Annotated in this window: 24 protein-coding genes; 9 read left to right on the top strand and 15 right to left on the bottom strand. The window is 67.2% G+C overall.

Annotated elements, in window-relative coordinates; genetic code table 11:
• Positions 1-95: 95 nt before the first annotated feature.
• The 7 genes from KXD96_RS00295 to KXD96_RS00265 all read right to left on the bottom strand — a co-directional run bounded on the left by KXD96_RS00295 (position 96) and on the right by KXD96_RS00265 (position 6,354).
• On the bottom strand, positions 96-563 hold the full coding sequence (locus tag KXD96_RS00295; RefSeq protein ID WP_260742202.1) for a YbjN domain-containing protein: 468 nt from the start codon (positions 561-563) through the stop codon (positions 96-98).
• A 114-nt stretch (positions 564-677) separates the two neighbouring features.
• Complete coding sequence (locus KXD96_RS00290; protein WP_260742200.1) at positions 678-1,505, bottom strand: GntR family transcriptional regulator; 828 nt, start codon at positions 1,503-1,505, stop codon at positions 678-680.
• 89 nt (positions 1,506-1,594) lie between these two features.
• Complete coding sequence (locus tag KXD96_RS00285; protein WP_260742199.1) at positions 1,595-2,053, bottom strand: cupin domain-containing protein; 459 nt, start codon at positions 2,051-2,053, stop codon at positions 1,595-1,597.
• A gap of 3 nt (positions 2,054-2,056) precedes the next feature.
• Positions 2,057-2,749: a haloacid dehalogenase type II gene (locus KXD96_RS00280; RefSeq protein WP_260742198.1), complete on the bottom strand. Its 693-nt coding sequence runs from the start codon at positions 2,747-2,749 to the stop codon at positions 2,057-2,059.
• A gap of 104 nt (positions 2,750-2,853) precedes the next feature.
• Complete coding sequence (locus KXD96_RS00275; RefSeq protein ID WP_260742196.1) at positions 2,854-3,900, bottom strand: zinc-binding dehydrogenase; 1,047 nt, start codon at positions 3,898-3,900, stop codon at positions 2,854-2,856.
• A 142-nt stretch (positions 3,901-4,042) separates the two neighbouring features.
• Positions 4,043-5,404: a TetR/AcrR family transcriptional regulator gene (locus tag KXD96_RS00270; protein ID WP_260742195.1), complete on the bottom strand. Its 1,362-nt coding sequence runs from the start codon at positions 5,402-5,404 to the stop codon at positions 4,043-4,045.
• 77 nt (positions 5,405-5,481) lie between these two features.
• Positions 5,482-6,354, bottom strand: coding sequence for an alpha/beta fold hydrolase (locus KXD96_RS00265; RefSeq protein ID WP_260742194.1), 873 nt, complete (start codon positions 6,352-6,354; stop codon positions 5,482-5,484).
• 190 nt (positions 6,355-6,544) lie between these two features.
• Between KXD96_RS00265 and KXD96_RS00260 the strand changes: the two genes are divergently transcribed.
• Positions 6,545-8,248 (top strand): MOSC and FAD-binding oxidoreductase domain-containing protein, encoded by a 1,704-nt coding sequence (locus KXD96_RS00260; protein ID WP_260742193.1) that lies wholly within the window; start codon positions 6,545-6,547, stop codon positions 8,246-8,248.
• A 14-nt stretch (positions 8,249-8,262) separates the two neighbouring features.
• Here KXD96_RS00260 and KXD96_RS00255 read toward each other — a convergent pair whose 3' ends face one another.
• From KXD96_RS00255 to KXD96_RS00245, 3 genes are all read right to left on the bottom strand, one after another.
• Positions 8,263-9,003 carry an SDR family NAD(P)-dependent oxidoreductase gene (locus KXD96_RS00255; RefSeq protein ID WP_260742192.1) on the bottom strand — a complete coding sequence of 247 codons (741 nt, stop codon included), beginning with the start codon at positions 9,001-9,003 and terminating at the stop codon, positions 8,263-8,265.
• Positions 9,004-9,070: 67 nt separating this feature from the next.
• Entirely contained in the window at positions 9,071-9,868 is a 798-nt protein-coding gene (locus KXD96_RS00250; protein ID WP_260742191.1) for a family 1 encapsulin nanocompartment shell protein, read from the bottom strand.
• On the bottom strand, positions 9,865-10,875 hold the full coding sequence (locus KXD96_RS00245) for a Dyp-type peroxidase (RefSeq protein ID WP_260742190.1): 1,011 nt from the start codon (positions 10,873-10,875) through the stop codon (positions 9,865-9,867). The genes KXD96_RS00250 and KXD96_RS00245 overlap by 4 nt, the downstream gene beginning before the upstream one ends.
• A gap of 131 nt (positions 10,876-11,006) precedes the next feature.
• On the opposite strand from KXD96_RS00245, the gene KXD96_RS00240 reads away from it, so the two are divergent.
• A complete protein-coding gene (locus KXD96_RS00240; RefSeq protein WP_260742187.1) occupies positions 11,007-12,269 on the top strand; it encodes a M18 family aminopeptidase in 1,263 nt (420 codons plus the stop codon).
• A 3-nt stretch (positions 12,270-12,272) separates the two neighbouring features.
• Here KXD96_RS00240 and KXD96_RS00235 read toward each other — a convergent pair whose 3' ends face one another.
• Complete coding sequence (locus KXD96_RS00235) at positions 12,273-12,641, bottom strand: DoxX family protein (protein ID WP_260742186.1); 369 nt, start codon at positions 12,639-12,641, stop codon at positions 12,273-12,275.
• 241 nt (positions 12,642-12,882) lie between these two features.
• Here KXD96_RS00235 and KXD96_RS00230 point away from each other — a divergent pair, with 241 nt between their 5' ends.
• From KXD96_RS00230 to KXD96_RS00220, 3 genes are read left to right on the top strand one after another with little or no spacing between them, the layout of a single operon-like run.
• Positions 12,883-13,230 carry a VOC family protein gene (locus KXD96_RS00230; protein WP_260742185.1) on the top strand — a complete coding sequence of 116 codons (348 nt, stop codon included), beginning with the start codon at positions 12,883-12,885 and terminating at the stop codon, positions 13,228-13,230.
• A gap of 49 nt (positions 13,231-13,279) precedes the next feature.
• On the top strand, positions 13,280-15,577 hold the full coding sequence (gene purL, locus KXD96_RS00225) for a phosphoribosylformylglycinamidine synthase subunit PurL (RefSeq protein WP_260742183.1): 2,298 nt from the start codon (positions 13,280-13,282) through the stop codon (positions 15,575-15,577).
• Positions 15,574-16,233 (top strand): CPBP family intramembrane glutamic endopeptidase, encoded by a 660-nt coding sequence (locus KXD96_RS00220; RefSeq protein ID WP_260742182.1) that lies wholly within the window; start codon positions 15,574-15,576, stop codon positions 16,231-16,233. Before purL ends, KXD96_RS00220 begins: the two co-directional genes overlap by 4 nt.
• Here KXD96_RS00220 and KXD96_RS00215 read toward each other — a convergent pair.
• Entirely contained in the window at positions 16,215-17,429 is a 1,215-nt protein-coding gene (locus tag KXD96_RS00215; RefSeq protein WP_260742181.1) for an MCE family protein, read from the bottom strand. The two genes, KXD96_RS00220 and KXD96_RS00215, sit on opposite strands and share 19 nt — an antisense overlap.
• Before the next feature lie 19 nt (positions 17,430-17,448).
• On the opposite strand from KXD96_RS00215, the gene KXD96_RS00210 reads away from it, so the two are divergent.
• The 3 genes from KXD96_RS00210 to purM all read left to right on the top strand — a co-directional run bounded on the left by KXD96_RS00210 (position 17,449) and on the right by purM (position 20,658).
• Positions 17,449-17,838 carry a sterol carrier family protein gene (locus KXD96_RS00210; protein ID WP_260742180.1) on the top strand — a complete coding sequence of 130 codons (390 nt, stop codon included), beginning with the start codon at positions 17,449-17,451 and terminating at the stop codon, positions 17,836-17,838.
• A 137-nt stretch (positions 17,839-17,975) separates the two neighbouring features.
• Positions 17,976-19,502, top strand: coding sequence for an amidophosphoribosyltransferase (purF, locus tag KXD96_RS00205; protein WP_260742179.1), 1,527 nt, complete (start codon positions 17,976-17,978; stop codon positions 19,500-19,502).
• Between the two features lie 67 nt (positions 19,503-19,569).
• Positions 19,570-20,658 (top strand): phosphoribosylformylglycinamidine cyclo-ligase, encoded by a 1,089-nt coding sequence (gene purM, locus KXD96_RS00200; RefSeq protein WP_260742178.1) that lies wholly within the window; start codon positions 19,570-19,572, stop codon positions 20,656-20,658.
• Between the two features lie 57 nt (positions 20,659-20,715).
• Here the strand turns inward: purM and KXD96_RS00195 are convergent, their stop codons facing one another.
• On the bottom strand, positions 20,716-20,901 hold the full coding sequence (locus KXD96_RS00195) for a DUF3073 domain-containing protein (protein WP_260742177.1): 186 nt from the start codon (positions 20,899-20,901) through the stop codon (positions 20,716-20,718).
• Between the two features lie 144 nt (positions 20,902-21,045).
• Positions 21,046-22,128, bottom strand: coding sequence for a folate-binding protein YgfZ (locus tag KXD96_RS00190; RefSeq protein WP_260742176.1), 1,083 nt, complete (start codon positions 22,126-22,128; stop codon positions 21,046-21,048).
• A 164-nt stretch (positions 22,129-22,292) separates the two neighbouring features.
• Between KXD96_RS00190 and KXD96_RS00185 the strand changes: the two genes are divergently transcribed.
• The gene (locus KXD96_RS00185; RefSeq protein WP_260742175.1) at positions 22,293-23,183 is read left to right on the top strand and encodes an aminodeoxychorismate lyase; all 891 of its coding nucleotides are present in this window, start codon (positions 22,293-22,295) and stop codon (positions 23,181-23,183) included.
• Positions 23,184-23,424: 241 nt separating this feature from the next.
• Here KXD96_RS00185 and KXD96_RS00180 read toward each other — a convergent pair whose 3' ends face one another.
• The gene (locus KXD96_RS00180) at positions 23,425-24,933 is read right to left on the bottom strand and encodes a sensor domain-containing protein (RefSeq protein WP_260742173.1); all 1,509 of its coding nucleotides are present in this window, start codon (positions 24,931-24,933) and stop codon (positions 23,425-23,427) included.
• Positions 24,934-24,954: the final 21 nt, after the last annotated feature.

Genomic DNA, 24,954 nt, shown 5'->3' with positions numbered 1-24,954 from the left:
AGCGCATTTCGACGAACGAGGCGCTGATGGCGTCCGTCGCCTCGTGCGGGCTTGTCGGCTGGCGAAACCCTGCGTCGCCTGGTCGGCCGCCGGGATCAGCCGGCGTCGCGCAGCAACGGATGCGCCGTCGCCAGCTCGACGGCCGGGCTCAAGTCGTCGAAGAGCTCGGTCGCGTCGGCGATGGTGCGGTCGACGAAGGCGGCGAAATCCTCGAAGGAGACGTTCTGCCGAACCCAGTGCGACCTGCGCGCCACCACGCCGATCCGGTGTGGGTCGGACGACCCGTGCACGATCGCGGTGACCTCGCGCTCCTGGCGGTTCCACGTGTCCGAGAAGTGCACCAGCCAGGGGCGGTCGGTGGCGGGGAAGAAGCAGCCGGGGGTCACCCGGATGATCAGCACATCGCCGTGCGCGGGCGAGATCTCGAGATGGACGTGCAGGCGCCGGGGGTGGGCGCTGGTGACGAAGAAGTATTCGCCGTCGTGGTGGCCGCGGAAATAGCGTCGCCCGCGGGTGCGCAGGTAGCGTTCGACCAGGTTCGCGCACATGGGCTGGTTCGTCATGAAAACATGCTGCGGCCAGTGGCTTTGCGGATGCTGGGAGACAAGCCATGAGCCACCGAAGAATGTGTTGAGAATTGGCTGAGTGGCCGGGGCGGGTTCGGCCGGGCGGCGAGGTCAGTCGTTCAGACGCCGCTCGACGATCCCGGCGCCGGGACCGGGCATGGTCCTCGGCAGCGTCACCGAAAACCGGTATCGCTCGGGGCGGTAGTGGAACTCGACGACCTCGAGGGGCTTGTCGTCTTTGCCGTAACTGATGCGTTCGAGCACAAGCACGGGAGAGCCCAACGGCAGATTCAACGCGCCGGCGACCTCGACGGAGGCCCCGGCCGCGTGTATCTCATAACTGGCTCTGGCTACCGGGATGCCCAGTCGCCGCTCCCACATCGTGTAGGTGCTCTCCATCGCCCGCGCGGGCTGCGTCTCCGACACGCTCGCCAGCAGCGGCTCGACGGCCTTTCCCAGTCCGGGCGGTAGGTAGGCGATCATCAGGGCCAGGGGTACGTCGGCGTCGCGGAAACGGCGGTGGATGCAAAGTGCTTTGGACAACCCCAGCGTTTCGCCGATTCGTTGGGGCGGCTCCTGCACGCGGTGGGAGAGGACGTCGACCCGCGGAGTGATGCCGGAATTCGCCAGGACCTCGGTGATCGTGCGGACGCCGGAGCCCAACTCTTGTCTCACCGGGTTGGTCACGAAGGTGCCCAGGCCCTGGCGTCGAACCAGCCAGCCCTGCCGCTCGAGCAGCCCGACCGCCGCGCGCACGGTCACCCGGCTCAAACCGGATCGATCGATCAGCTCCCGCTCGCTGGGCAGCCGCCCGCCTCGGGGCAGGCGCTGCTTGATGATCGCGGCCTTGAGCGCTTCGGCGAGCTGGGTGCTCGCCGGCACGCTGCCGCGCCGAATCCGCAGATCGGCGGATTCCAGGTCGAGCGACCGAGTGGTCATAAGACGTATTAAAACGTCCGGTGCACCGAGGGGTAAAGGCCGTCGCACTACCGTCGCGGCCCCGACGAGAGCCTCGTCGAAATCGCCGTTCACCGAAGGGGATACAACGCCGGCAGGTTCACCACGACCGCCTCCTGGGTGCTGCGCGCGATGACCACCTCCGCCGGCGTGGTCGGGTCGGGGTTTTCCTCGCGGTGCGGCAGGTACGGCGGGATGAAGACGTAGTCGCCGGGTGAGGTCGAGATGCGCATTTCTTGGGTGCCGTCGTGAAAGACGAATTCTGGATGGCCGCTGCGCACGTAGATGGCGGTCTCCGACTCGCCGTGATGGTGGTTGGACGAAACGGCCGAGGGTGACGCGTGTGTCTCGCCCATCCAGAGCTTCTCGGCGCCGACCGACGTGCCGTTGAGTGCGGCGAAGCGACGCAGTCCCTCCGATTGCGCTGTGTCGGCGCTGATGTCCGACGCCTTGATGTGGTGCACCCGGTTGTGGGTGAGCTCCGCTGTTGTCTCGTTGAAATCGGGATGGAATCCGTCTGCGGTGGCCATGGGTCAATTATGGCGTCGGCCGTGGACCAGTTTCTCCGCGAACTCGCGCACGTCACGCGCCATGATGTTCGGCTGCGGCAGCCCGCCGACGGGCAGCGGTGGATTGCCGGGGCGCGTGATGAGCGCGGCGCTGAAGCCGGCGTTCTGGGCCCCGAGGGTGTCCCACGCGTGCGCGGCGACCATCATGCAGTCGGCCGGTGCCACCTCGAGCGCGTCGCACACGTACCGGTACACCGTGGGCGCCGGTTTGAAGGCGCGGCAGGCATCGACGCTCAATTGTTGTTCGAAGAATTGGGCCAGTCCCGAACTTTGCAGCGCCGTCGGCCCGTCCGGGTTGGGCGGCGAATTAGTCAGGGTGACGAGCCGAAAACCGTCGTCACGCAACATCGCGAGCCCCTCCCACGCATCCGGGTGCGCCGGCATGGTGAGCAAGCCGGACTTGAGGCGACCAGCGTCATCGTCGGAGACCTCGACGTGGTGGATGCCGCCCACCATGCGCAGCACGCCCTGGGCGAGCGTAGAGAAGTCCACGTAGCTGGCCGCAAGGGTCGCGGACATCGAATACATGACGAGCTGGGCGAACCACTCGCGAAGGACCCGCTCGTCCCCGAACAATTCAGCGAAAAGCGGTGCGAGCGAATCAATGTCGACCAAGGTCTCGTTGACGTCGAAAACCAGGACGGACGGTGCGGGCATGGCTACGGCTCAACCTTCTTCACTGTGGGCGCGTTGGGTCTAAGTACCCGATCGCGTGTGAACGAATCATCGCCGTTTCGGGTTAGATCCGCAGCGGTCTTCGCTCACCTCATCACCACTACCATCTTGCCGCCGGCATCTCCGGCTTCCATCACGCGATGCGCCTCGCGAATCTCGTCGAAAGTGAAGACGCGAGACGGCCTGGCCTCCAGCATGCCCTCTGCGACTTGCCGCGCGATATCTTGCAGGGGGACGTCCGACAGCGGGAAGCCCGGGGTCCCAAAGACGAAGCTGCCGAAGAAGTTCCAGTTGACGCCGCTCGCCATGCGCAACAGCGGGTTGAAATCCCCGACGGGGTCGAGTCCGCCCAGCCATCCGGCCAGGCAAGCCGTTCCGCCGCGGCGCAGCATGTCGAGGGAGTCCAGGATAGTGCTGTTGCCGACCAAGTCCAGGACAGCATCGATCTGCTTGGCCTCGGGGAGATGGTCGGCCAGGTCGCGCCTTTCCAATACGACGCGCGACGCGCCCAGCTCCTCCAGCATGGGAAACCGGCCGCGGCTTCGCGCGGTGGCAATGACGCGCGCGCCGGCGCCGACGGCCAGCTTGAGTGCGGCCTGCCCGAGCGATGAGGTCGCGCCGCGCAGGACCAGCGTCTGTCCCGCCTTCAGGTCGAGGTTGCGGAAAAGGCATGTCCAAGCGACCGCGTAGGTTTCGGGCAGCGCGGCCAGCTGCGGCCAGGGTAAATCGGATTCGATGAGGGCGACGTTCGCCGCACGCACACGTGTGTACTGCGCGTAGCTGCCATTGATGGTTCGGCCCAGGCCGCCCATCAATGCCGCCACCTTGGCCCCCACGGGGAACTCGCGGCCCGGACAGGAGTCGACGACGCCGACGCATTCGATGCCGCTGACCTCCGCGGCTTCGGCCCATTCGCCCCGACGCATGTGCAGCTCGGCGTGATTGATGCCGAAGGCCTTGACTTCGATCACCACTTCGCCGTCCCTGGGTAGCGGCTTGGGAATGTCGGCGTAGACCAGGCTGTCCAGGCCGCCGAACCCCTTCAGGATGATTGCGCGCATGTTTTCGCCGCCTCGCTGCTCGCGCACTACGGCGGGCGCGGTGGGTAGCTCAAATGCTCCGGTGGTGGACATTGCGGCTCCTCCCAGAAACTGAGTGGGCATTCGGATATCGACGTGCCCGGCGGAACCGACGACCTTCCGCCGACTATATTGGGCCAGCCAACCCAATTATTATGGGCTGGCCAACCCAGTATGTCCAGCTGAGCCGGTGACCTTACTCGGGTCCGGCTGTGCGGAGTCGCCGCGCTGAAGTGGCTCGGCTCTTGCGCGTCTGCGTCGCGAACGAGCGAACGTAGTCCACGGCGGCGTTTACGGCCGCCCGCAGCGGTTCCGCATCCCCGGTGACGTACGTCAGCATCGCGCCGCCCTGGTGCGCGACAACCAGCGACACCGCCAGGTGCCGCGGATCGGCGTCGGGGCGCAGATCGCCGCGGCGGCGCATCGCCTTAAGGCCCGTTTCGAACAGCTCGATCCACTGGTCGTATCCCCCGGAGAGATCGTCGTGTATTTGGTCGTCGGCGTCGATCAGCTCACCCGCTAGCGAGCCGTATACGCAACCGCCGACCCGGTACACGGCGTCGATGTCGGCGACGCAGGCGTCGGCCCATGCCTGCAGGGCGACGACGCTGTCAAGGGCGCCCAGCGGTGGCTGGGTGTGGAAGCTCCGCACGTCGTCGCGGCGCGTGGCGACGACCTCACGCGTCAGGTCGCGTTTGTCCCGGAAGTAGTGCGCGATCTGTGAGCCGCCGACCCCTGCCGCGTGCCGTACCTGCTCGATGCTGGTGTTGGCGACGCCGCGCTCAAACATGAGCCGCGCGGCTACGTCAACGATTCGCGCGCGAGTCGCCAGTCCCTTATGGGTGAATCGTGCTGGGCGGTCGTCCTTCACGTGGCGGTCCTCGCCGCGCCTCCGGGGACGCCGCGCAGGTCTGGAGAGCCTCTCGGCCGGATCGGTGGCGAAGGTGCGCAGGTAGTTGACCGCGAAACGAACGGCGTCGGCATGCGGCCATTCCGCCCGGTAGGTGAAGGCCAGGGTGCCACCACCCTGGTGGGCGGCGACGATGACCATCGCCAACCGTCGGGGCTCGGCGTTCGCGACCAAGACGCCCTCATCTTTCATCCGCTGGATCGCCGCCTCGAGCAGGTCGATCCACTGCCAATAGCCGGCCGCCAGGGTTTCACGCGTCGGGTCGTCGGACTTCGCCAGTTGGGCGGCGAGGGCGTGGTAGGTGGGGGTGCCGAAAAATCCGATGCGCCTGAGGTATCGCATGTTGAGGTCGATCCACCGCTCGAAGTCGGCGAATGACGCGAGACCTCCGAGTTTGGGCTGCCGGTGGAAGTCGAGAACCACGCCGATCTGGCGCCTGATCACCGCGCGAATCAGGGCGGCTTTGTCGGCGAAATAATGGGCGAGCTGGGAACCGCTGACCGATGCCGCCCGGCGGACGTTTTCCATATTTGACGCGGACAGGCCCTCGGTGACGATCAGCTGGGCGGCCGCCTCGACGATGCGATCCCTGGTGGCGCGCCCCTTGGCGGTCAACCGTTGTTCGTCCTGAACATCGGGATGGGCCATCGCGTCAGGCTAACCCGCGGGCACTCCGAACTATGGGATATCCAACCCATTGACGCCGGCGGTACCGGCGGGTCCGATCAGGCGGCCATGTCAACCTCGGCGAGGAAGCCGCGGATCAGCTCGGTTACCTCGTCCAGTGCGGGCTCCAGCAGGAAGTGCCCGCCGTCGAGCAATCGGATCTCGGCATTGGGGAGGTCATCCGCGAAAGCCGTGGCACCGGCCGGGCCGAAGATCTCGTCGCCGCGGCCCCACACCGCCAGCAGCGGTACCTGGCTGGCGCGAAAGTATTCGTGCAGCTGCGGGTAGAGCGGCGCATTGGTTGCGTAGTCCCGCAACAATTTCAGCTGCACCAGGTCGTTGCCCGGTCGCGATATGAGCGCGTAGTCGTGGTGCCAGCATTCGGGATCGACGAGGGTCTCATCGGGAACGCCGGTGACGTATTGCCATCGGGTGGCATCCAGCGTAAGGAACTGCCGGACCGCGGCCTCAGTGTCAGGGGTTTGTTCGCATTGATAAGCCCGCACGGTCTTCCAGAAGCTGTCGACGAATCCCGCGTCGTATCCGTTGCCGTTCTGAGTGATGACGGCGGTGATCGCCGACGGGTCGCGTAGCGCGAGCCGCCAGCCGATCGGTGCGCCGTAGTCCTGGACGTACATCGCATACCGGGCAACGTCCAGCGCGCGCAGCAACCCGGCGGTGAGGTCGGTCAGTGCGTCGAAGGTGTAGTCGAACTCCTGCACGGAAGGCGCGTCGGAAAGCCCGAAGCCCAGGTGATCGGGCGCGATGACGTGGTAACGGTCGGCTAGCGCCGGAAGCAGATGCCGGAACATGTAGGAGCTGGTCGGAAACCCGTGCAACAACACCAGCGCAGGAGTGTCCGGGTCGCCCGCTTCGCGGAAGAAGAGCCGGTGACCGTCGACGGTTGCGTATCGATGATGGACAGCCGCCATGGCGTCCTCCTGAGAATCAGCCTCAACGCCACACGGCGTTGTGCGAAACTTGCCAATGATATTTTTGGGTTGTCCAACCCATTATGCACCAGAACAGCCCCGCGCAACAGTCCCGCCTCATGTTGCCCTCGAAGCCGGGGCGGCATAGTCTGGGCCGGTCATCCCATTTATCCAGCTCGGAGGTGACACGGTGGGCACGCTGATTTCAGTAAACGTCGGCATGCCCCAAACCGTGCAGTGGCGGGACAAGACCGTTTACACGGGGATCTGGAAAATGCCAGTCGAAGGGCCAGTCATGGTGCGCCGCCTGAACATCGATGGCGACGGACAAGGTGATCTCGGCGGCCACGGCGGTGAGCAGCGTGCCGTCATGGTGTATCAGATCGAGTCATACGACTTCTGGAAGAAATACCTGGGTCGAGACGACCTCGTGCCCGGCCACTTCGGGGAGAACTTCACGATCACCGGCCTGCCCGACGACGATGTGTGCATTGGTGATCGCTACCGGATCGGTGAAGCCGAGTTCGAAGTCACTCAGCCGCGTGTCACCTGCTTCCGCGTCGGTCTGCGCCTGAAAGAACCGAGGATGCCGAATCTGCTTGTGTCCCAACGACGCCCGGGGTTTTATTTTCGGGTGATCACCGAGGGGAAGGTACGCGCCGGTGACGACATCGTACGTACCAGCCGCGGTCGCCACGAGCTGAGCGTCGCCGACGTCGACGCCCTGTTGTATCTGCCCCATCGAGACCTCGACCAACTCGGCAAGGCCGTCGACATCCCCGCACTGAGCCCCGGCTGGCAGCAGTCGTTCCGAGACATGTTGCAAGCGCAGCAGAGACCCGCAGCAGATATCGCGGGAGCGCAACCGGCGTGGGATGGCTTTCGCCCCTTACGTGTCACCGCAATACGCCGGGAAAGCCCGCAGGTGATGTCCATCCATCTAGAGGCCGACGACCATACAGCGCTTCCACCGCCGCTCCCCGGGCAATACCTGACAGTGCGAATCCCCGGGGCGGGCACGCCGGCGCCGCTGCGCAGTTACTCCCTCTCAGGCGATCCCGCCGCGGGTTACTACCGCATCAGCGTCAAACGCGAAGGCCATGGCCTGGTGAGCCCGTGGCTGCACGAGCACATCGAACCGGGCTCGGTCGTCGAGGCTGCCGCCCCACGTGGCGAGTTCTATCTCGCAAAGGGCGAGGGCCCAGTGTTATTGCTGTCGGCTGGAATCGGCATCACGCCCGTCTTGGCCATGCTGCATGCGCTTTCGGCGGCCGACAGCTCCCGCGACGTCTGGTGGCTGCACACCGACCGCAGTCGTGAAACGCAAGCCTTCGCCGCCGAAGTCACAAGCTTGATCGGCACGTTGCCGCATGCGCACGAATCGGTCTTTTACACGGAGAAACAGGGACGCTTGGACCGGACGGCCATCGCGGCACTGGGCATTCCGGCCGACGCGACGGTATACCTTTGCGGTCCAACCCTGTTCATGAGTGACATGCGTGAGGCGCTTACCGCGGCGGGCGTCAATCCCGCGCTTATCCACACCGAAGTCTTCGGTGCCCTACCGCCGATCAATCCGGGCATCGTCGATAGCACCCCTCGTACACCACCGCATTTCCCGGAGGGAGAGCCGGGAACGGGTCCAGCGATCACATTCGCGCGTAGCGGCCTGACCGTCCCCTGGTCACCGCGATACGGAAGCATCCTCGAGTTGGCCGAAGCCTGCGACGTGCCAACACGATTCTCTTGCCGAAGCGGCGTCTGTCAGGTGTGCGTCACTGGGGTTGTCGCCGGCAACACCACCTACGTCCAGCAACCACTGGAGCCGCCCGAACAGGGAACCGTGCTCATCTGTTCGGCGGCTCCAGAGACCGCTGTCGTGCTCGACCTGTAACGAAAACCGTTGCTTTAGGCGGCAATTGCGCGCTGACCACCACTTACTTGCATCACGGCACCGTTGACATAGCTGGCGTCGGAGGAGCTGAGGAAGACGACCGCGCTGGCGATTTCACTCGACTCGGCCGGTCGGCCCAGCGCGGTGCTGGCCGCCACCGCCTCCAACACGCCGGGCAAGGCCGCGACGCCTGGCGTGTCGGTTGGCCCGACGGCGATCGCGTTCACCCGCACCCCCGAACCGCCGAACTCATCCGCCCAGACGCGCGTCAGCAGCTCCAGGCCGGCTTTGCTGGCGCCGTAGATGCCCGCGCCGCTCGCCGGCACCGAGGCCGCAACGGTGCTCACGTTTACCACCGAGCCGCTGCCGCGCTCGATCATGCCGGGCACCAACTTTTGGACCAAAATGTAAGGGGCGCGCAGGTTCACATTCACGTGCTCGTCGAACGTCGTGTCGTCGGTGTCTGCGGTCCCGCCGAATTTGTAGATGCCGGCATTGTTGATCAATATGTCTACCGGTCCCGCCTCGGCGGCCAACCGGCGTACGTCGTTGCCATCGTTGAGGTCCGCCGCGACGAAACGCGCCCTACCGCCGGCGTTCTCGATATCACGGACTGTCTTCGCGCCGCGTTCGGCGCTGCGGCCGTGTACCACGACCTCGACCCCGCGTTCCGCGAGTCGTAGCGCGATTTCTCGGCCGATCCCGGACGTCGCCCCGGTCACCAACGCGGTGGAGCCGGCCATTGTTGCTGCCATCGAACCCTGCCTCCAGGAGAGAAGTTCACTTGTCTCCCCGTCAGCAGCCGCCCGACGGCATTTATTCCTAGGAGCTCAGCGGGACCGACGCCTCCGCGGTGTAGCACAGGAATGTCAGCGTCTCCTGTAGATACAGCTGCACGGTCTCCGCATCATGGCCGGTGTAGCCGATCGACACGTCGGTCCCGAGCTGCAGATCGAAGTCGCCGCCGCGGGTGGTCAACACGAAAGCACCGTCGATGGCCGGCGCCCAGATGATGTCTCCGGGAACCAGCCGGTCGATGTGCTCGAGGATCGGATAGCCGTGTTCGGTGGTCTCGCTGACCTTCGTGTAGACGTCGGCGGACAGCAGAACCGAGTAGGGGCCGTCGACGCCAGCCAGCCGCAGTTCGGAGATCGCCTGTGTGATGACGTCCGGGATCTCGCGGGGATCGGCCGGCAAGCTCAGCGGCTTGTTCGAGCTGGCGGACCGGATGCCCTCGATCGATGCGGCGGCGTAGCCCTCGAAGATGGCTCGGTCCTCCACGAACGCCACCTTCTTGGCGGCCGCCTTGACCGGGTCCCAGTCGGAGTCCTGGGCGCCACGCTCGACGTTGTCGATCTCGTAACGCGACAGGGTGAACGGAACACGTAGCCGCACAAGGGGTTTGCTTGCCCGAAGGTGAGCCTCGACCCCGTCGGAGGGGGATGCGACGTCGATCAAGCGGCCGGTGCTGACCGCGGCGGTGACCGGGCCTCCGGGCTCGCTGACGTCGACCACGCGGCGCCCGGCGACATGGCGTTTGAAGGTCCGGGCCGCCTCCGTTTCGATTTCTTTCCAAGCGGCTTCGGTGACCGGTGCCAGCTCGCGGTAGAGGTTGTTCATGAAATGGATCCTTTCAGGCTGCCGATCGAAAGTGAGCCGTCCTGTGGGGCAGATGTTTCCGCCGCCGCCGCCTCGGGCAGTGGCGGTGGATCGTCGAGAAAGTCGACGGTGGGCGAGAAGAACAGGCCACCGGTGACCGCCGTGGAGAATTCGAGAATGCGGTCGGTGTTGCCGGGTGGATCGCCCAGGAACATGTTGCGCAGCATCTGTTCGGTGACCCGCGGCGTGCGGGAATAGCCGATGAAGTAGGTGCCGTACTCGCCCTTTCCGAGCTCACCGAACGGCATATTGTGTCGCACGATCTTCAGCTCGGTGCCGTCGTCGTCGGTGATCACGTTGAGGGCGATGTGGGAGTCGGCCGGCTTTTCGTCGTCATCGAGTTCGAGGTTCTCCAGCTTCGTGCGGCCGATCACCAACTCCTGCTCGGTGACCGACAGCGAGTTCCACGAAGACATTTCGTGCAGATACTTCTGCACGTGCACGTAGCAGGAGCCCTCGAATTGGAGATCCTCGGCGCCGATGGCGGTGGCGCTGACAGCCAGCGGGCCGTCGGGGTTTTCGGTACCGTCGACGAAGCCCAACAGGTCGCGGTTGTCGAAGTAACGGAATCCGTGCACCTCGTCGACGACGGTGACGGCGCCGGCCATCGACCTCAGGATGCGGTCGGCCAATTCGAAACAGACGTCCAGGGTCTCGGCCCGGATGTGGAACAGCAGATCGCCGGGGGTGGCCGGCGCGGTGTGCCGCGGGCCGACCAGTTCGACGAATGGGTGCAACTCGGCGGGACGGGACCCGGAAAACAAGCGATCCCAGGCCTGCGAGCCGATCGAGGTGATGGCCGATAACCGTTTCGGCGGTTCGCGAAAACCGATTGCGCGCACCAGCCCCGAAATGTCGGGCAGCGCGTCATGCACCGTGGCTTCCCCGCCGTCGTCGATGGTCACTACCAGGAAGACCGCCGCAGGCGTCAACGGTTCGAGGATCGGCTGCGGCTGGACGGGGGGCACATGGGCGACCCTAGCGTGGCGACGGCGAACGCAGGAAGTGCGCGAGTGGGGGTCCCCCCGCTCGCGGGGGGAGAGCCGCGCAATCGGACCTAGCGTGAACCGAGTTGTCGTCGACAGCCATGATGATGTCCATGTCGGCAAGCGCCGCAGGTCTCTGCGATTTCATCGACGCTTCTCCGTCGCCATTTCACGTCTGCGCCACGGTGGCCGCACGGCTGACCGCTGCCGGGTACACGGAACTGAGCGAGGCTAAACGCTGGCCGGAAGAACCGGGACGCTACTTCCTGGTCCGGGCCGGCTCGCTGGTCGCCTGGAATTCCGACGGGGCGGACGGTCCGTTCCGGATCGTCGGCGCACACACCGACAGCCCGAACCTGCGGGTCAAGCAGCATCCGGACCGGGTGGTCGTCGGGTGGCGCGTGGTGGGGCTGGAGCCCTACGGCGGAGCGTGGCTGAACTCCTGGCTGGACCGCGACCTGGGCATCAGCGGGCGGTTGTCGGTGCGGGACGGCGCCGGGCTCGAGCACCGGCTGGTCCGGATCGACGACCCGATCCTGCGAATACCGCAGCTGGCCATCCACCTGGCCGAGGACCGCAAATCGCTGACCCTGGACCCGCAGCGACACGTCAACGCGGTGTGGGGTGTCGGCGCGGAAGAGAAGTCATTCGTCGACTTCGTCGCAGAACGCGCCGGGGTGACGGCGGCCAGCGTGCTGGCCGCCGACCTGATGACCCATGACCTGACCCCGTCGACCGTGATCGGTGCCGACGCCGACCTGCTCAGCGCTCCCCGCCTGGACAACCAGGCCAGCTGCTACGCGGGGATGGAGGCCCTGTTGTCGGCGAAGCCGCGGGGTTTCCTGCCCGTGCTGGTGCTTTTCGACCACGAGGAGGTCGGGTCGTCCTCCGACCACGGCGCCCAGTCCGACTTGCTCGGCACCGTTCTGGAGCGCATCGTGCTCGCGGCCGGTGGCACCCGCGAAGACTTCCTGCGCCGGCTGCCCGATTCGCTGCTGGCCTCGGCCGACATGGCCCACGCCACCCACCCCAACTATCCGGAGCGGCACGAGCCGGGACACCTCATCGAGGTCAACGCCGGACCGGTGCTCAAGGTGCACCCCAACCTGCGCTACGCCACCGACGGCCGCACGGCCGCGGCGTTCGCGCTGGCCTGCCAACAGGCCGGTGTCGCCTTGCAGCGTTACGAGCACCGCGCCGACCTGCCCTGCGGGTCGACGATCGGGCCGTTGGCCTCGGCGCGCACCGGCATCCCCACCGTCGACGTGGGCGCCGCGCAGCTGGCGATGCACTCCGCGCGCGAAGTGATGGGCGCTCATGACCTGGCCGCCTACTCGGCGGCGATGCGAGCGTTCCTCTCGCCCGAGCCCTTGTGAGGCCTAGATGACAGCCGGATGGGCGATCAGGATGAGCGCCAAGGTTGCGGCGTTGAGGGCGAGCAAGAACCCGGCGAATGCGAACTGACCGGAGATATCGTTGGCGAGTACATGGGTGTACATCGCGCAGATGAAGAAGATGGTTAGCCCTGCCGCCGCGGCAATGCCGATTCCAGGAACCCACAGGCCGGCGATAAGCCCAAGGGCGCCTAGGGTTTTCAGGGTTCCGATGGGAAACCTCAGCCAGGACAGCGGCACCCCGGCCCGTTGCATGGGCGGAATAATGGGTGCGAAGTGCAGCAGCGCGCTCACGCCGGAAAATCCGTTGAGGACTATGGCAAATATCGTCAGGTCGAGGTATGCGGTGTGCATTTTGTGGCTTCCATGGATGGTCGATCAATACGGGATCGTGTGGTGTCAGTTCGCCCTACCCGGAATGGGGCGACTCGGCCGACAAGCATGATTCCTCCCTGATGCGCGGTGGTCGCGATAGCGGCGCTCACTAGCAGCCCGTATCCAAGGACGGATCGGCGGCGCAGAAAGTTACGTAAATTTCGTCGCGATGCAACCGTTCCTTTCGCCCGAGCCCGTGTGAGGCCTAAGGTCTGGCGGTATGACGCTCAGCGTGGAGATGATCACCTTCGACTGCAGTGATCCCGCGAAGCTGGCCGGGTGGTGGGCCGAGCAGTTCGGTGGTACGACGCAGGAGTTGCTCGCCGGCGAGTTCACCGCGGTGAGTCTGTCGCAAGGACCCCGGCTCGGATTCCAGAAGGTGCCCGATCCCACGCCCGGGAAGAACCGCGTGCACCTCGACTTCGGTGCCGCCGATGTCGATGGCGAGGTGGCCCGGCTGACGGCCGCCGGGGCCACCGAGGTCGGCCGGCACAGGTTCGGCGAGAATTTCCGCTGGGTGGTGCTCGCCGACCCCGAGGGCAACGTCTTCTGCGTGGCCGGCCAATAGCCGCCACGGCGACCCGACGGCCAGGGCGGCACCGCCCTAGACTGTCTGCGTGACTGTCCCCGGGACGAGCGCCCGCACCCAGGCGATCGACACCGTCGAGCACGCCGCTGCCAGCCCCGACCAGCCGCAGCCGTTCGCCGAGCTGGGCCTCAAGGACGACGAGTACCAGCGAATTCGCGAGATCCTGGGCCGCAGACCCACCGACACCGAGCTGGCGATGTACTCGGTGATGTGGAGCGAGCACTGCTCGTACAAGTCGTCCAAGGTTCACCTGCGCTACTTCGGGGAGACCACCACCGACGACATGCGCGCCGGCATGCTGGCCGGCATCGGTGAAAACGCCGGCGTGGTCGACATCGGTGACGGCTGGGCCGTCACCTTCAAGGTGGAATCGCACAACCACCCCTCCTACGTCGAGCCGTACCAGGGCGCGGCGACCGGGGTCGGCGGCATAGTCCGCGACATCATGGCCATGGGCGCGCGACCGGTCGCCGTGATGGACCAGCTTCGGTTCGGCGCCGCCGACGCACCCGACACCCGCCGCGTGGTCGACGGCGTGGTCCGCGGCATCGGCGGCTACGGCAACTCGCTGGGCCTGCCCAACATCGGCGGCGAGACCGTGTTCGACGCGTGCTACGCCGGCAACCCGTTGGTCAACGCGTTGTGTGTGGGCGTATTACGCCAGGAGGACCTGCATTTGGCGTTCGCCTCGGGCACCGGCAACAAGATCATCCTGTTCGGCGCGCGCACCGGTCTCGACGGCATCGGCGGGGTGTCGGTGCTGGCGTCGGACACCTTCGACAGCACCGGATCGCGCAAGAAGCTGCCCTCGGTTCAGGTAGGCGACCCTTTCATGGAAAAGGTGCTCATCGAATGCTGCCTCGAGCTCTACGCGGGCGGATTGGTGGTTGGCATCCAGGACCTCGGGGGTGCCGGATTAGCTTGTGCCACTTCTGAATTGGCCTCAGCCGGGGACGGCGGGATGGCCATCGAATTGGACACCGTTCCGCTACGGGCCAAGGACATGACCCCCGCGGAGGTGCTCTGCAGCGAGTCGCAGGAGCGGATGTGCGCCGTGGTCGCGCCGGAGAACGTCGACGCCTTCATGGCGGTGTGCCGCAAATGGGACGTGCTGGCCACGGTGATCGGCGAAGTCACCGAAGGTGACCGGTTGCGGATCACCTGGGGCGGCGAGACCGTCGTCGACGTGCCGCCGCGCACCGTCGCCCACGAGGGGCCGGTGTACCAGCGACCGGTCGCGCGGCCCGAATCGCAGGACGCCCTGAACGCGGACCGGTCGACGAGCCTGCCGCGGCCAACGACGGGAGAGGAGTTGCGCGCGACTTTGCTTGCGCTGCTAGGCAGCCCGCACCTGTGCAGCCGCGCGTTCATCACCGAGCAGTACGACCGCTACGTGCGCGGCAACACCGTGCTGGCCGAGCACGCCGACGGCGGCGTGCTGCGCGTCGACGAAGCCACCGGGCGCGGCATCGCGCTGTCCACCGACGCGTCGGGGCGCTACACGCTGCTAGATCCCTATGCCGGGGCGCAGCTCGCGCTGGCGGAGGCCTACCGCAACGTCGCCGTGACCGGTGCGACCCCGGTTGCGGTGACCAACTGCCTCAACTTCGGCTCTCCGGAAGACCGGGGGGTGATGTGGCAGTTCTCCCAGGCGGTGCGGGGCCTGGCCGATGGTTGTGCCGCCCTGGGCATTCCGGTGACCGGCGGCAACGTCAGCTTCTACAACCAGACGGGGTCGGCGGCGATCCTGCCCACACCCGTGGTGGGTGTGCTTGGCGTACTCGATGATGTAAGCCGGCGCATCCCGACGGGCCTGGGCGGCGAGGCGGGCGAGGCCCTGATGCTGCTGGGCGATACGCGCGACGAATTCGACGGCTCCATCTGGGCGCAGGTGACCGCCGATCATCTGGGTGGGTTGCCGCCCGCAGTCGACCTGGCGCGCGAAAAGCTGTTGGCCGAGGTGCTGAGCGCGGCGTCCCGCGACGGGCTGGTGTCCGCGGCGCACGACCTGTCCGAAGGCGGGCTGGCGCAGGCCATCGTGGAGGCGGCCCTGGCGGGCGAAACGGGTTGCCGCATCGTACTTCCCGAGGGCGCCGACCCGTTCGTGACGTTGTTCTCCGAGTCGGCGGGCCGGGTCCTGGTGGCGGTGCCGCGCACCGAGGAGAGCCGGTTCCGTGCGATGTGCGAGGTGCGGGGTTTGCCCGCGGTGCGCATTGGCGTCGTCGATGAGGCCTCCGGCGCGGTGGAGGTTCAGGGCCTGTTCACCGTGTCACTGGCCGAACTGCGCGAGACGTCTGAGGCGGTGCTGCCGCGCCTCTTCGGATGAGCCGGAGCGATCGAATCCTGGTGGGCCAGTGCGGTTTCCACCGGGTTCGTGCGTTTTCGTTGGCCGCCGCACTGATTGGCTGGAGCTTCGTCGGCCCGCGACTGCCCACGGGATGGCGGGTCGCGCTGCAGGCCGGTGCGAGCGGGCTGCTGGTCGTTGTGACACGGGCACAGCTGGGGTTTTATCCGCCGCGGCTGTGGGCGGGGCTGCGGCTGGGGTCGGCGGCCGGCGCGGTGGCGGCGGGCGCGATTGCCGCGACGACGGCGGTGCCGGTGGTCCGAACATCCATGGCGGGCCGCGAGCCAACCGGGTCGGTGCCTGGCTGGCTGCTGATACGCATCCCGCTCGGGACGGTCTGGGCGGAGGAGGCCGCGTTCCGCGCGGCGCTGGCCGCCGCCGCTTCGGATGCGCTCGGCAGGTCCGGTGGAAGGTTGTTGCAAGCGGCAAGCTTTGGGCTCTCCCACCTCGCGGACGCGCGGGCGGCCGGCGAGCCGGCGCTGGGCACGGTGCTGGTGACGGGCGCGGCGGGCTGGCTATTCGGTTGGCTCGCAGACCGTTCCGGCAGCCTCGCCGCTCCCATGTTGGTGCACTTGGCCATCAACGAGGCCGGCGCGATCGCTGCGCTTAGCGTGCAGCGTCACGGGTTGATGGTGTAGTCGCCCCACTGCCTACCCCACACGTGCTCGACCGCCAGTGGCGAGCTGAGTTCGAAGTGGTTGTAGGGAGCCATGCTGGCGCCGGTGTCCGCCACCAGGAACGGGGCCGGCCACAGTTCTCGGGTGATCGTCTGCCAACAGCCCGGCCGGCCGCCGGGACCGCCCCGGGCGTTGGTCCTGGGCAGATTCTCCGGCCAGATGTACGGATTCGGCGCCCCGGTGATCCCGCCGGCCGCGTGGGCCCCGAGCGAGTAGCCGTTGTCACCGAGCGCGTTGTGAATTCTGGGTCCGACTTCGGCGAAGTTCCTTATGGTGCAGAAGATTTCCGGACTGTACTCGTCGAGCAGCTGGCTCGAGGTGACCAGGTCGGTGGCCCCCCGCGCCAAATAGGGGCCACCGCGCCCGAAGACGTCGGCGCCCGCGCCGCCCAGGCCGGCCGCCGCCAGCAGCGCCGCGTCCAGGTCGGCTTGCTGGCGATTGAGCGTGCGTGCCGCGGTCACCGTGTGGGCCAGCGCGTCCCATAGGTCCGGCGAGGCGTTGGCGTAGGTCTCGCCGAGGGCGGCCAACCGCGCGATGTCGGCCCGTATTTCGGGCATCCGGGGATTGACGTCGTCGAGGATCGTGTTGCCGTTGAGCAAAGAGGCGCCGAACTTTTCACCCAGCCCGGTCAGCGCTTGCGCCGCCGCGCTGAGCGTCAGGTTCACCTTGACCGGATCGACCTTCTCCGCGATCGACGTGAGCGTCTCGAACACGGTGTTGAATTCGGTCGTGACCGACGTCGCGTCGATCACGGTCGAGGGTGTGATCGATTGTGCCGCTGGCTGAGGCGGCGAGCTCAACGCGACGTATTTGTTGCCGAACACCGTCGTCGCCTTGACGGTGGCCGCGACGTTGGCCGGGATGATCTTGAGGTACCTGGGGGCGATATCCAGCACCACTCTGGCGGCCGGCCCGCCGTGGCGGGTGATCTCGGAGATGCCGGCCACCCGGCCGATCTGGACCCCGTTGTAGGTGACCTTGGAGCCGGGATCCAGCACCAAGCCGGCCCGGGGCGCCACCATGGTCAGCTTCGTCATCGGCGTGAGTTCGCCGCGGAACTGCAGGTGCAGCAGCGACCCGACCAACCCCATGACGAGGACCGTCACGAGGCCGACGAATTTGTACGGTGGCCCGCGCCGCAAGCGACGACGTTCCATGAGTTTGAGACCCTAGGGTATGGCCGCCCGTCAAAAGGCCGATCCGGCAAAGACTCGGCAGGCCGTGTTGGCCGTCGTGGACTGGTTGCGGGACGGATCCCGGCCGGCCCCCGACCGCGAGAGCCTCGGCGCCGCCGTCCGGCTCACAGCCCGCACCCTGGCGGCGGTGGCGCCCGGCGCCAGCGTCGAGGTGCGGGTCCCGCCCTTCGCCGCGGTCCAGTGCATCGCCGGGCCCAGGCACACCCGCGGCACGCCGCCCAACGTGGTGGAGACCGATCCGCGCACGTGGCTGCTGCTGGTGACGGGGATGTTGTCGTTTCCAGAGGCGAAAGGCGCCGGTGGGGTGAGCCTTTCCGGCTCTCGGGCCGGTGAGATCGAACACTGTCTGCCCCTGTTCGATGTCAGCTGAATATAACCCTGAACTGCAGGTTTAGGGTCGGGCGAGGGAATTTTGCGCGCCCGACACGCGCTGTCAATTCGCGGCCGCGGGCTTTGGGCCCGTAGACTTCGTTACGTCACCAATCTTCCCCGGGGAGCCGCCCAATCGTGACCGTCGGAGAACCCGAGCAGGACCTGAACTCGCCCCGTGAAGAATGTGGTGTCTTTGGGGTTTGGGCCCCTGGCGAGGACGTCGCAAAACTCACCTATTACGGCTTGTACGCCCTGCAGCATCGTGGGCAGGAAGCCGCGGGCATTGCCGTCGCCGATGGATCGCAGGTTCTCGTCTTCAAAGACCTGGGCCTGGTCAGTCAGGTGTTCGACGAGCAGACCCTCGCGGCGATGCCGGGCCACGTCGCCATCGGGCATTGCCGCTACTCCACCACGGGCGACACGACGTGGGAGAACGCGCAGCCGGTGTTCCGCAACACCGCCGCCGGCACCGGCGTTGCTTTGGGGCACAACGGAAATCTGGTCAACACCGCCGAACTTGCCGCCCGCGCCCGCGACGCGGGGCTGATCGCCCGGCGCTGTCCCGCCCCCGCGACGACGGACTCCGACATCCTGGGCGCGCTGCTGGCCCACGGCGCCGCCGATTCCACCCTAGAGCAGGCGGCGCTGGACCTGCTGCCAACCGTGCGCGGCGCGTTCTGCCTGACGTTCATGGACGAGAACACCCTGTATGCGTGCCGCGATCCGCATGGGGTGCGGCCACTTTCGCTCGGACGACTGGATCGTGGCTGGGTGGTGGCCTCCGAAACGGCCGCCCTCGACATCGTCGGCGCCTCGTTCGTGCGCGATATCGAGCCGGGAGAGCTGCTGGCGATCGACGCCGACGGGGTGCGCTCCACGCGTTTCGCCAATCCGACGCCCAAAGGGTGCGTCTTCGAATACGTCTACCTGGCCCGCCCGGACAGCACGCTCGCCGGCCGGTCCGTGCACGCCACCCGGGTGGAGATCGGTCGCCGCCTGGCCCGCGAATGCCCGGTCGACGCGGACCTCGTGATCGGTGTGCCGGAGTCGGGCACGCCCGCCGCGGTCGGATACGCCCAGGAGTCCGGCATTCCGTACGGGCAGGGCCTGATGAAGAATGCCTACGTCGGGCGCACGTTCATCCAGCCGTCCCAGACCATCCGGCAGCTCGGTATCCGGCTGAAGCTCAACCCGCTCAAAGAGGTGATCCGCGGAAAGCGGCTCATCGTCGTCGACGACTCGATCGTGCGCGGCAACACCCAGCGCGCCCTGTTGCGCATGCTGCGCGAGGCCGGCGCCGTCGAAGTCCACGTGCGTATCGCATCGCCGCCGGTGAAATGGCCCTGCTTCTACGGCATCGACTTCCCGTCGCCGGCGGAGTTGATCGCCAACGCCGTGCAAGACAAAGAGGAAATGCTGGAAGCGGTACGGCACGCCATCGGCGCCGACACCTTGGGCTACATCTCGCTGCGCGGCCTGGTCGCGGCGTCCGAGCAGCCCGCGTCGCGGCTCTGCACCGCGTGCTTCGACGGCAAGTACCCGATCGAACTGCCCGAGGAGACGGCCCTGGGTAAGAACGTCATCGAGCACATGCTCACCAACGCCGCGCGCGGAGCCGGGCTCGACGACCTCGCCCCCGACGAAGTGCCGATCGTCCACTGACGGCCGATCCGCCCCTTCCAAGACGTTTGCTAACGGTGGTCGGCGGCGCCCGGTAGCCTTTATCGCGATGACGGATCCCGGAAAACGCCCCGGACGCAACCCGGGCAGCATCACCTACGCGTCGGCCGGGGTGGATATCGAGGCCGGTGACCGCGCCGTCGAAATGTTCAAGCCGCTGGCGACAAGGGCCACCAGGCCCGAGGTGCGGGGCGGTCTGGGCGGGTTCGCGGGGTTGTTCGCCTTGCGCAACGACTACCGCGAACCGCTGCTCGCGGCGTCCACCGACGGCGTGGGAACCAAGCTGGCGGTCGCCCAGGCGATGGACAAGCACGACACCGTCGGCCTGGACCTGGTCGCGATGGTCGTCGACGACCTCGTGGTCTGCGGCGCCGAGCCGCTGTTCCTGCAGGACTACATCGCGGTGGGCCGGACGGTGCCCGAACGCCTCAGCGCGATCGTGGCGGGTATCGCCGAGGGTTGCGTGCGCGCCGGCTGCGCTCTGCTGGGGGGCGAAACCGCCGAACACCCCGGTCTGATGGAACCGGACCACTACGACATTTCGGCGACCGGTGTCGGCGTCGTCGAGGCCGACGACGTGTTGGGTCCCGATCGCGTCAAACCCGGCGACACCATCATCGCGATGGGCTCCTCGGGCCTGCATTCCAACGGGTACTCGTTGGCCCGGGCGGTGCTGCTGGAAATCGACCGGATGAACCTGGCCGGTTATGTCGAGGAGTTCGGCCGCACCCTGGGTGAAGAGCTGTTGGAACCCACTCGGATCTATGCCAAAGACTGCCTGGCGTTGACCGCCGAAACCCATGTCCGCACGTTCTGCCATGTCACCGGCGGCGGGCTGGCCGGCAACCTGGAACGCGTCATCCCGCACGGCTTGGTCGGCGAAATCGACCGCGGCACATGGACGCCCGCACCGGTTTTCGCCATGATCGCCCAGCGCGGTCGGGTAACGCGGCAGGAGATGGAGAAAACGTTCAACATGGGCGTGGGCATGGTCGCCGTCGTCGCGCCCGAGGACACCGACCGCGCCCTGGCCATTTTGACGGCCCGACACTTGGACTGCTGGGTGCTGGGGACCGTCTGCAAAGGCGGTAAAGAGGGCCCGCGGGCAAAGCTCGTCGGGCAGCACCCGAGATTTTAGAAGTTAAAGCCGAGCTAGACGTGCCCGAGCGGATTGCACCGGCACAGCGACGTGAGTTCAGCGACGCCAGTCGTCGTTGTCGTCCCAGGAGTCATCGACGCCGTCGTCCTCCAGCCCGGACGAATCGTCGGCACCCGTACCTGACAGCTCGCGCTGAAGCCGCTGAAAGTCGGTCTGCGGGGAACTGTATTTGAGTTCTCGAGCAACCTTGGTCTGCTTTGCCTTAGCCCGGCCGCGGCCCATGGGGGAACCCCCTCGCGCAATAACGGAGCGGCCCGAATCAGGCGGCTCCGATCTCCTGGTGTCGTTATTGTCCTGCCGACAGTTTACCGTGCCTTACGGTTGGGCGCCGGTGCCCCCTGCCGCTGTGGCGCACATCATCGACCATTATCTCGCACCGTCGCGCAACCGTTCAACGGCCAGTCGTCCGGCACCGACGTGTTCCGTGGCCGGCACCGAATCGGCGTCGATGACCGCGGCCACCGAGGCCTGCGGGCCGGTCGCCAGCTCGGTGTCGGCCGGCACCCCGCGCTTGAGCAGCGCGAGGGCCACCGGCCCGAGATCCACGTGATCCACCACGGTGCCCAGTCGGCCGACGGCGCGACCGCCGGCGAGCACGGGGTCACCGGTCGAGGGACGCTCCACCGAGCCGTCGAGGTGCAACAACACCAGCATCCGGGGCGGCCTCCCGAGGTTGTGCACCCGCGCGACGGTCTCTTGCCCCCGGTAACAGCCCTTGTCCAGGTGGACGGCAGCACCGATCCACCCCACTTCGTGCGGAATCGTGCGCTCATCGGTGTCGACGCCCAGTCGCGGGCGCAGCGCCGCCACCCGGTGGGCCTCGTAGGCCCAGACGCCCGCGGGTCGCACTCCCGCCTCCTCCAGACTTTTCTGCCAGCCGGCGGACTTTTCGCGCGGGACCAGCAGATCCAGCTCGATCTGCCCGGCGGGGGCGCCGGCCATCCGGCGCACGAAGCCGCCGCCGGCGACCGGGACCGCGGTCAGCTCGGTCGGCAGGGCGTCCAGGCCGAGCGCGTCGAGCACCGCCCGGTCGGCCAGTCGCGGACCTAAGAGCGAGAGCACCGCGATGTCGGCGGCAGCCACGGTGACGTCGGACCAGAAGACCATCTTGCGCAGGTAGTCCAGCAGCGGTTCGCCCCGCCACGGTTCGGTATCGAGGTAGGTGGTGCCGCCAAGTTCGGTTTGGATCCAGTGATCCTCGACGCGGCCCTGGCCGTCGAGGCTGAGGTTCTGCGTGGTAGCGCCGTCGGGGAGATCGCTGACGTGTTGGGTGGAGATGCTGTGCAGCCACTTCTGGCGATCGCTACCGGTCAGCGTCAGCACCGCGCGGTGGGAGCGGTCCACCACGACCGCACCGGTTTCGGCCGCGCGCTGTTCGCCCAGGGGATCGCCGTAGTGCCAGACGGCGCCCGCGTCGGGTCCGGCATCGGGTGCGGGTACTGCAGTCATGTGCGCCGCTCCTCCTCATCGCTTCCCTCTGCATCGTCGCCGGCGCGAGTCACACGTCAACTCTACGGACCGGTACCCGCCACGGCCGCCGCCAGTGTGCGGCTAGCTCACGCTCGCCGACGAGCGTGCGGCCAGCTTCACGTTCGCGGCTAGGCTTTACCTCCATGGCAGGCCGGACGGGTGTAATCGTCACGCTGGACGGCGAGATTCACCCGCCGGATGCCCCCCTGCTGCACGCCGACGACCTGGCCGTGGTTCGCGGCGACGGCATCTTCGAGACGCTGTTGGTCCGCGACGGCCGGCCGTGTCTCGTCGAGTCCCATCTGCAGCGCCTGACCCAGTCGGCCAAGCTGATGGATCTGCCCGAGCCCGACCTGCCCAACTGGCGCGGTGCGATCGACGTGGCCACCCGGCAGTGGGTGGCGGGCACCGCGGACGAAGGCGCGATGCGGCTGATCTACAGCCGAGGCCGGGAAAGCGGCACGGCGCCAACCACCTATGTGATGGTCACCGCCGTTCCCGAACGAGTGACAGCGGTTCGGCGCGAGGGGCTGGCCGCGGTGACGTTGGACCGCGGACTGCCCGCTCTTGGCACCGACGCGATGCCGTGGCTGCTGGCCGGCGCCAAGACGCTGTCCTACGCGGTCAACATGGCCGCCCTGCGGCACGCCGCCCGCCAAGGCGCCGGTGACGTCATCTTCGTCAGCTCGGACGGCTACATCCTGGAAGGCCCCCGTTCGACGGTGGTGATCGCGACCGAGGCCGAAACAGAAACAGGCGGGAATCTGTGCCTGTTGACGCCGCCGCCGTGGTACCCGATTTTGCGCGGCACCACGCAGCAGGCGCTCTTTGAGGTGGCGCGGGACAAAGGGTACGACTGCGACTACCGCGCGTTGCGGGTTGCCGATCTGGTTGCCGCGCAAGGAATCTGGCTGGTCTCGAGTATGACGTTGGCCGCCCGCGTGCACACGCTCGACGGTCGCCCACTGCCTCGGTCCCCGTTGGCCGCCGAGTTCTCCGCGTTGGTCGACTCGGCGATCGTCAGCGATCGCTAAGCGCTGAATTGTGTTGTCGGGCTGCGGAATCGCGGGTATGGTCGGCCGTACACAAGGAAGGAGGTGGTCCGAGAAATTGATAGCTTCATGGACGTGTGAGGTGGCTGCGCGCTAGCCGCAGCGGCTTTCGACGAGCTAGCGATTACGCGCGCTAGCGAATTCCCCGCAGTCACCCGGCCCCCGAGCTTCCGGTCTGTCCAACCAGGAGCCTTGCTCGGGGGCCGCTCCATGCCTGGAGCCGTTACTGGCTCACCCTCGCGGCGATCTGCCCGGCGAGTTTGCCCGCCTGACCGGTCTCGGCGTCGGGGCCGCACAGCAACAAGTCGACGACCACGCTGGACACCGCGTGCATCGCGTGGTGGCAGATCCGGGTTCCGTCCGCTTGCGTCCGCGGCTGAAAGATCTTCGGCGCGGTTCCGGTGACCTCACCGAACGTCCACCCGCTGCTCTTGCCGTTGAAGCTCACCGTGACTGCCTGCCCGGCGCACGCCTTCCACTTGTCCGCGGATGCCCGCACGAATGCGGCGGCCCTCTCGGGCGACGAGAACTCCGCGACCGCTTCGTAGACCCGGTGCGGCGGGTTCTCGCCAGCGGTGTGCACGGCCTGCCCGCTCACCGCGGTGTAGCCCTCCGCCCCCTTGTAGGCCGCTTCCTCGATGGGTTCGTACGCGCCCTTGCAGTCGGGGATGGAGAGCGTCGCCCTCAAGTTGCGCAACTGTGCGGCTTTCTCGGAGACCACCAGGTTGGGGTCGCCCACGACGGCGCCGATATCGGCGGGACCGAGCAGATACGAGTCGAGCTTCGAGGTGGCACTCCCGGCGGCCGGCACCCCGGGTGCCGCCGAATCGAGGTTGCCGCCAGCTGTCGGGGCCGGCTTGGTCTTGCCGCCCTGCATGGTGAGGACGACGACGATCGCGATTGCGGCGATGACCGCCACGGCGGCGCCGCTGATGATGAGCAGCCGCTTGTTGGATCCGCCCGCGGGCTCCGGCGCGGCGGGCCTGGCCGACGGGCCGCCGGGTGGTGCCGCGGCGGCGGGCTGCGCTGCGGCCGCCGGTGCCTTGCTGGAGTCCGCGCCCGTCGGCGAACCGCCCTTGGCCTCGATCTCGGCCAGGATGTTGTCGATTTCGGTGCGGGTCCGGTAGGTGACGTCGTGACGCAGGCGCAGCATGCGCAGCAGCTGGGCGATGTCGCCGCGAGCGCTGGGGTCGTCGCCGTCCTCGTCGAGTCCCTGCCTCAGCTCGATCAGAAGCTGGGTCTGCTGCTGGGGGCTGAGCTCCTTTTCGGCGAGGGTGTTGCCCAGCCGGGTGATGTAGCCGAACGGCACCGGCGGCTCGTCGGGCAGCGGGTCGGGCAGCGGCACCGGCTTGCTTTGCAGCGCGTGTACCGCGGTCACGAGTTGGATGCCGGCGTCGACGGTCGGCTCCCGGTAGTCGATGATCTGCAACGAGGCAAGGGGATTCACGCGCATGCTGTCGATGTCGCCGATCCGAACGGGAAGGATCGGCCGGTTCAGCGCCCTCGCGTAACGCAACTCGGTCTGGCTGGGCTTCGACTGCAGCCAGTTGTTGGATAGCGCCACGATGAACACGTCGCACGAGCGGATCTGTTCGAGGATCTTGTTCCACCACGATTCGCCGCCACCGAGCTCTTGGTCGAACCAAACCTGTTGCTGTCCGCGCCGAAGTGCGGTCGTCAGGGCGTCGACCGTCACCCTGTCTTGGCTCGAGTAGCTGATGAACAGCGGCATCACGGTCTCCTACGGGGAGGC

Origin of the sequence: Mycobacterium sp. SMC-2, from assembly GCF_025263485.1 — a bacterium.
Lineage (GTDB): Bacteria > Actinomycetota > Actinomycetes > Mycobacteriales > Mycobacteriaceae > Mycobacterium.
Note: the sequence above shows the minus strand (reverse complement) of the source record. Positions and strands in the feature narration are given on the sequence as shown.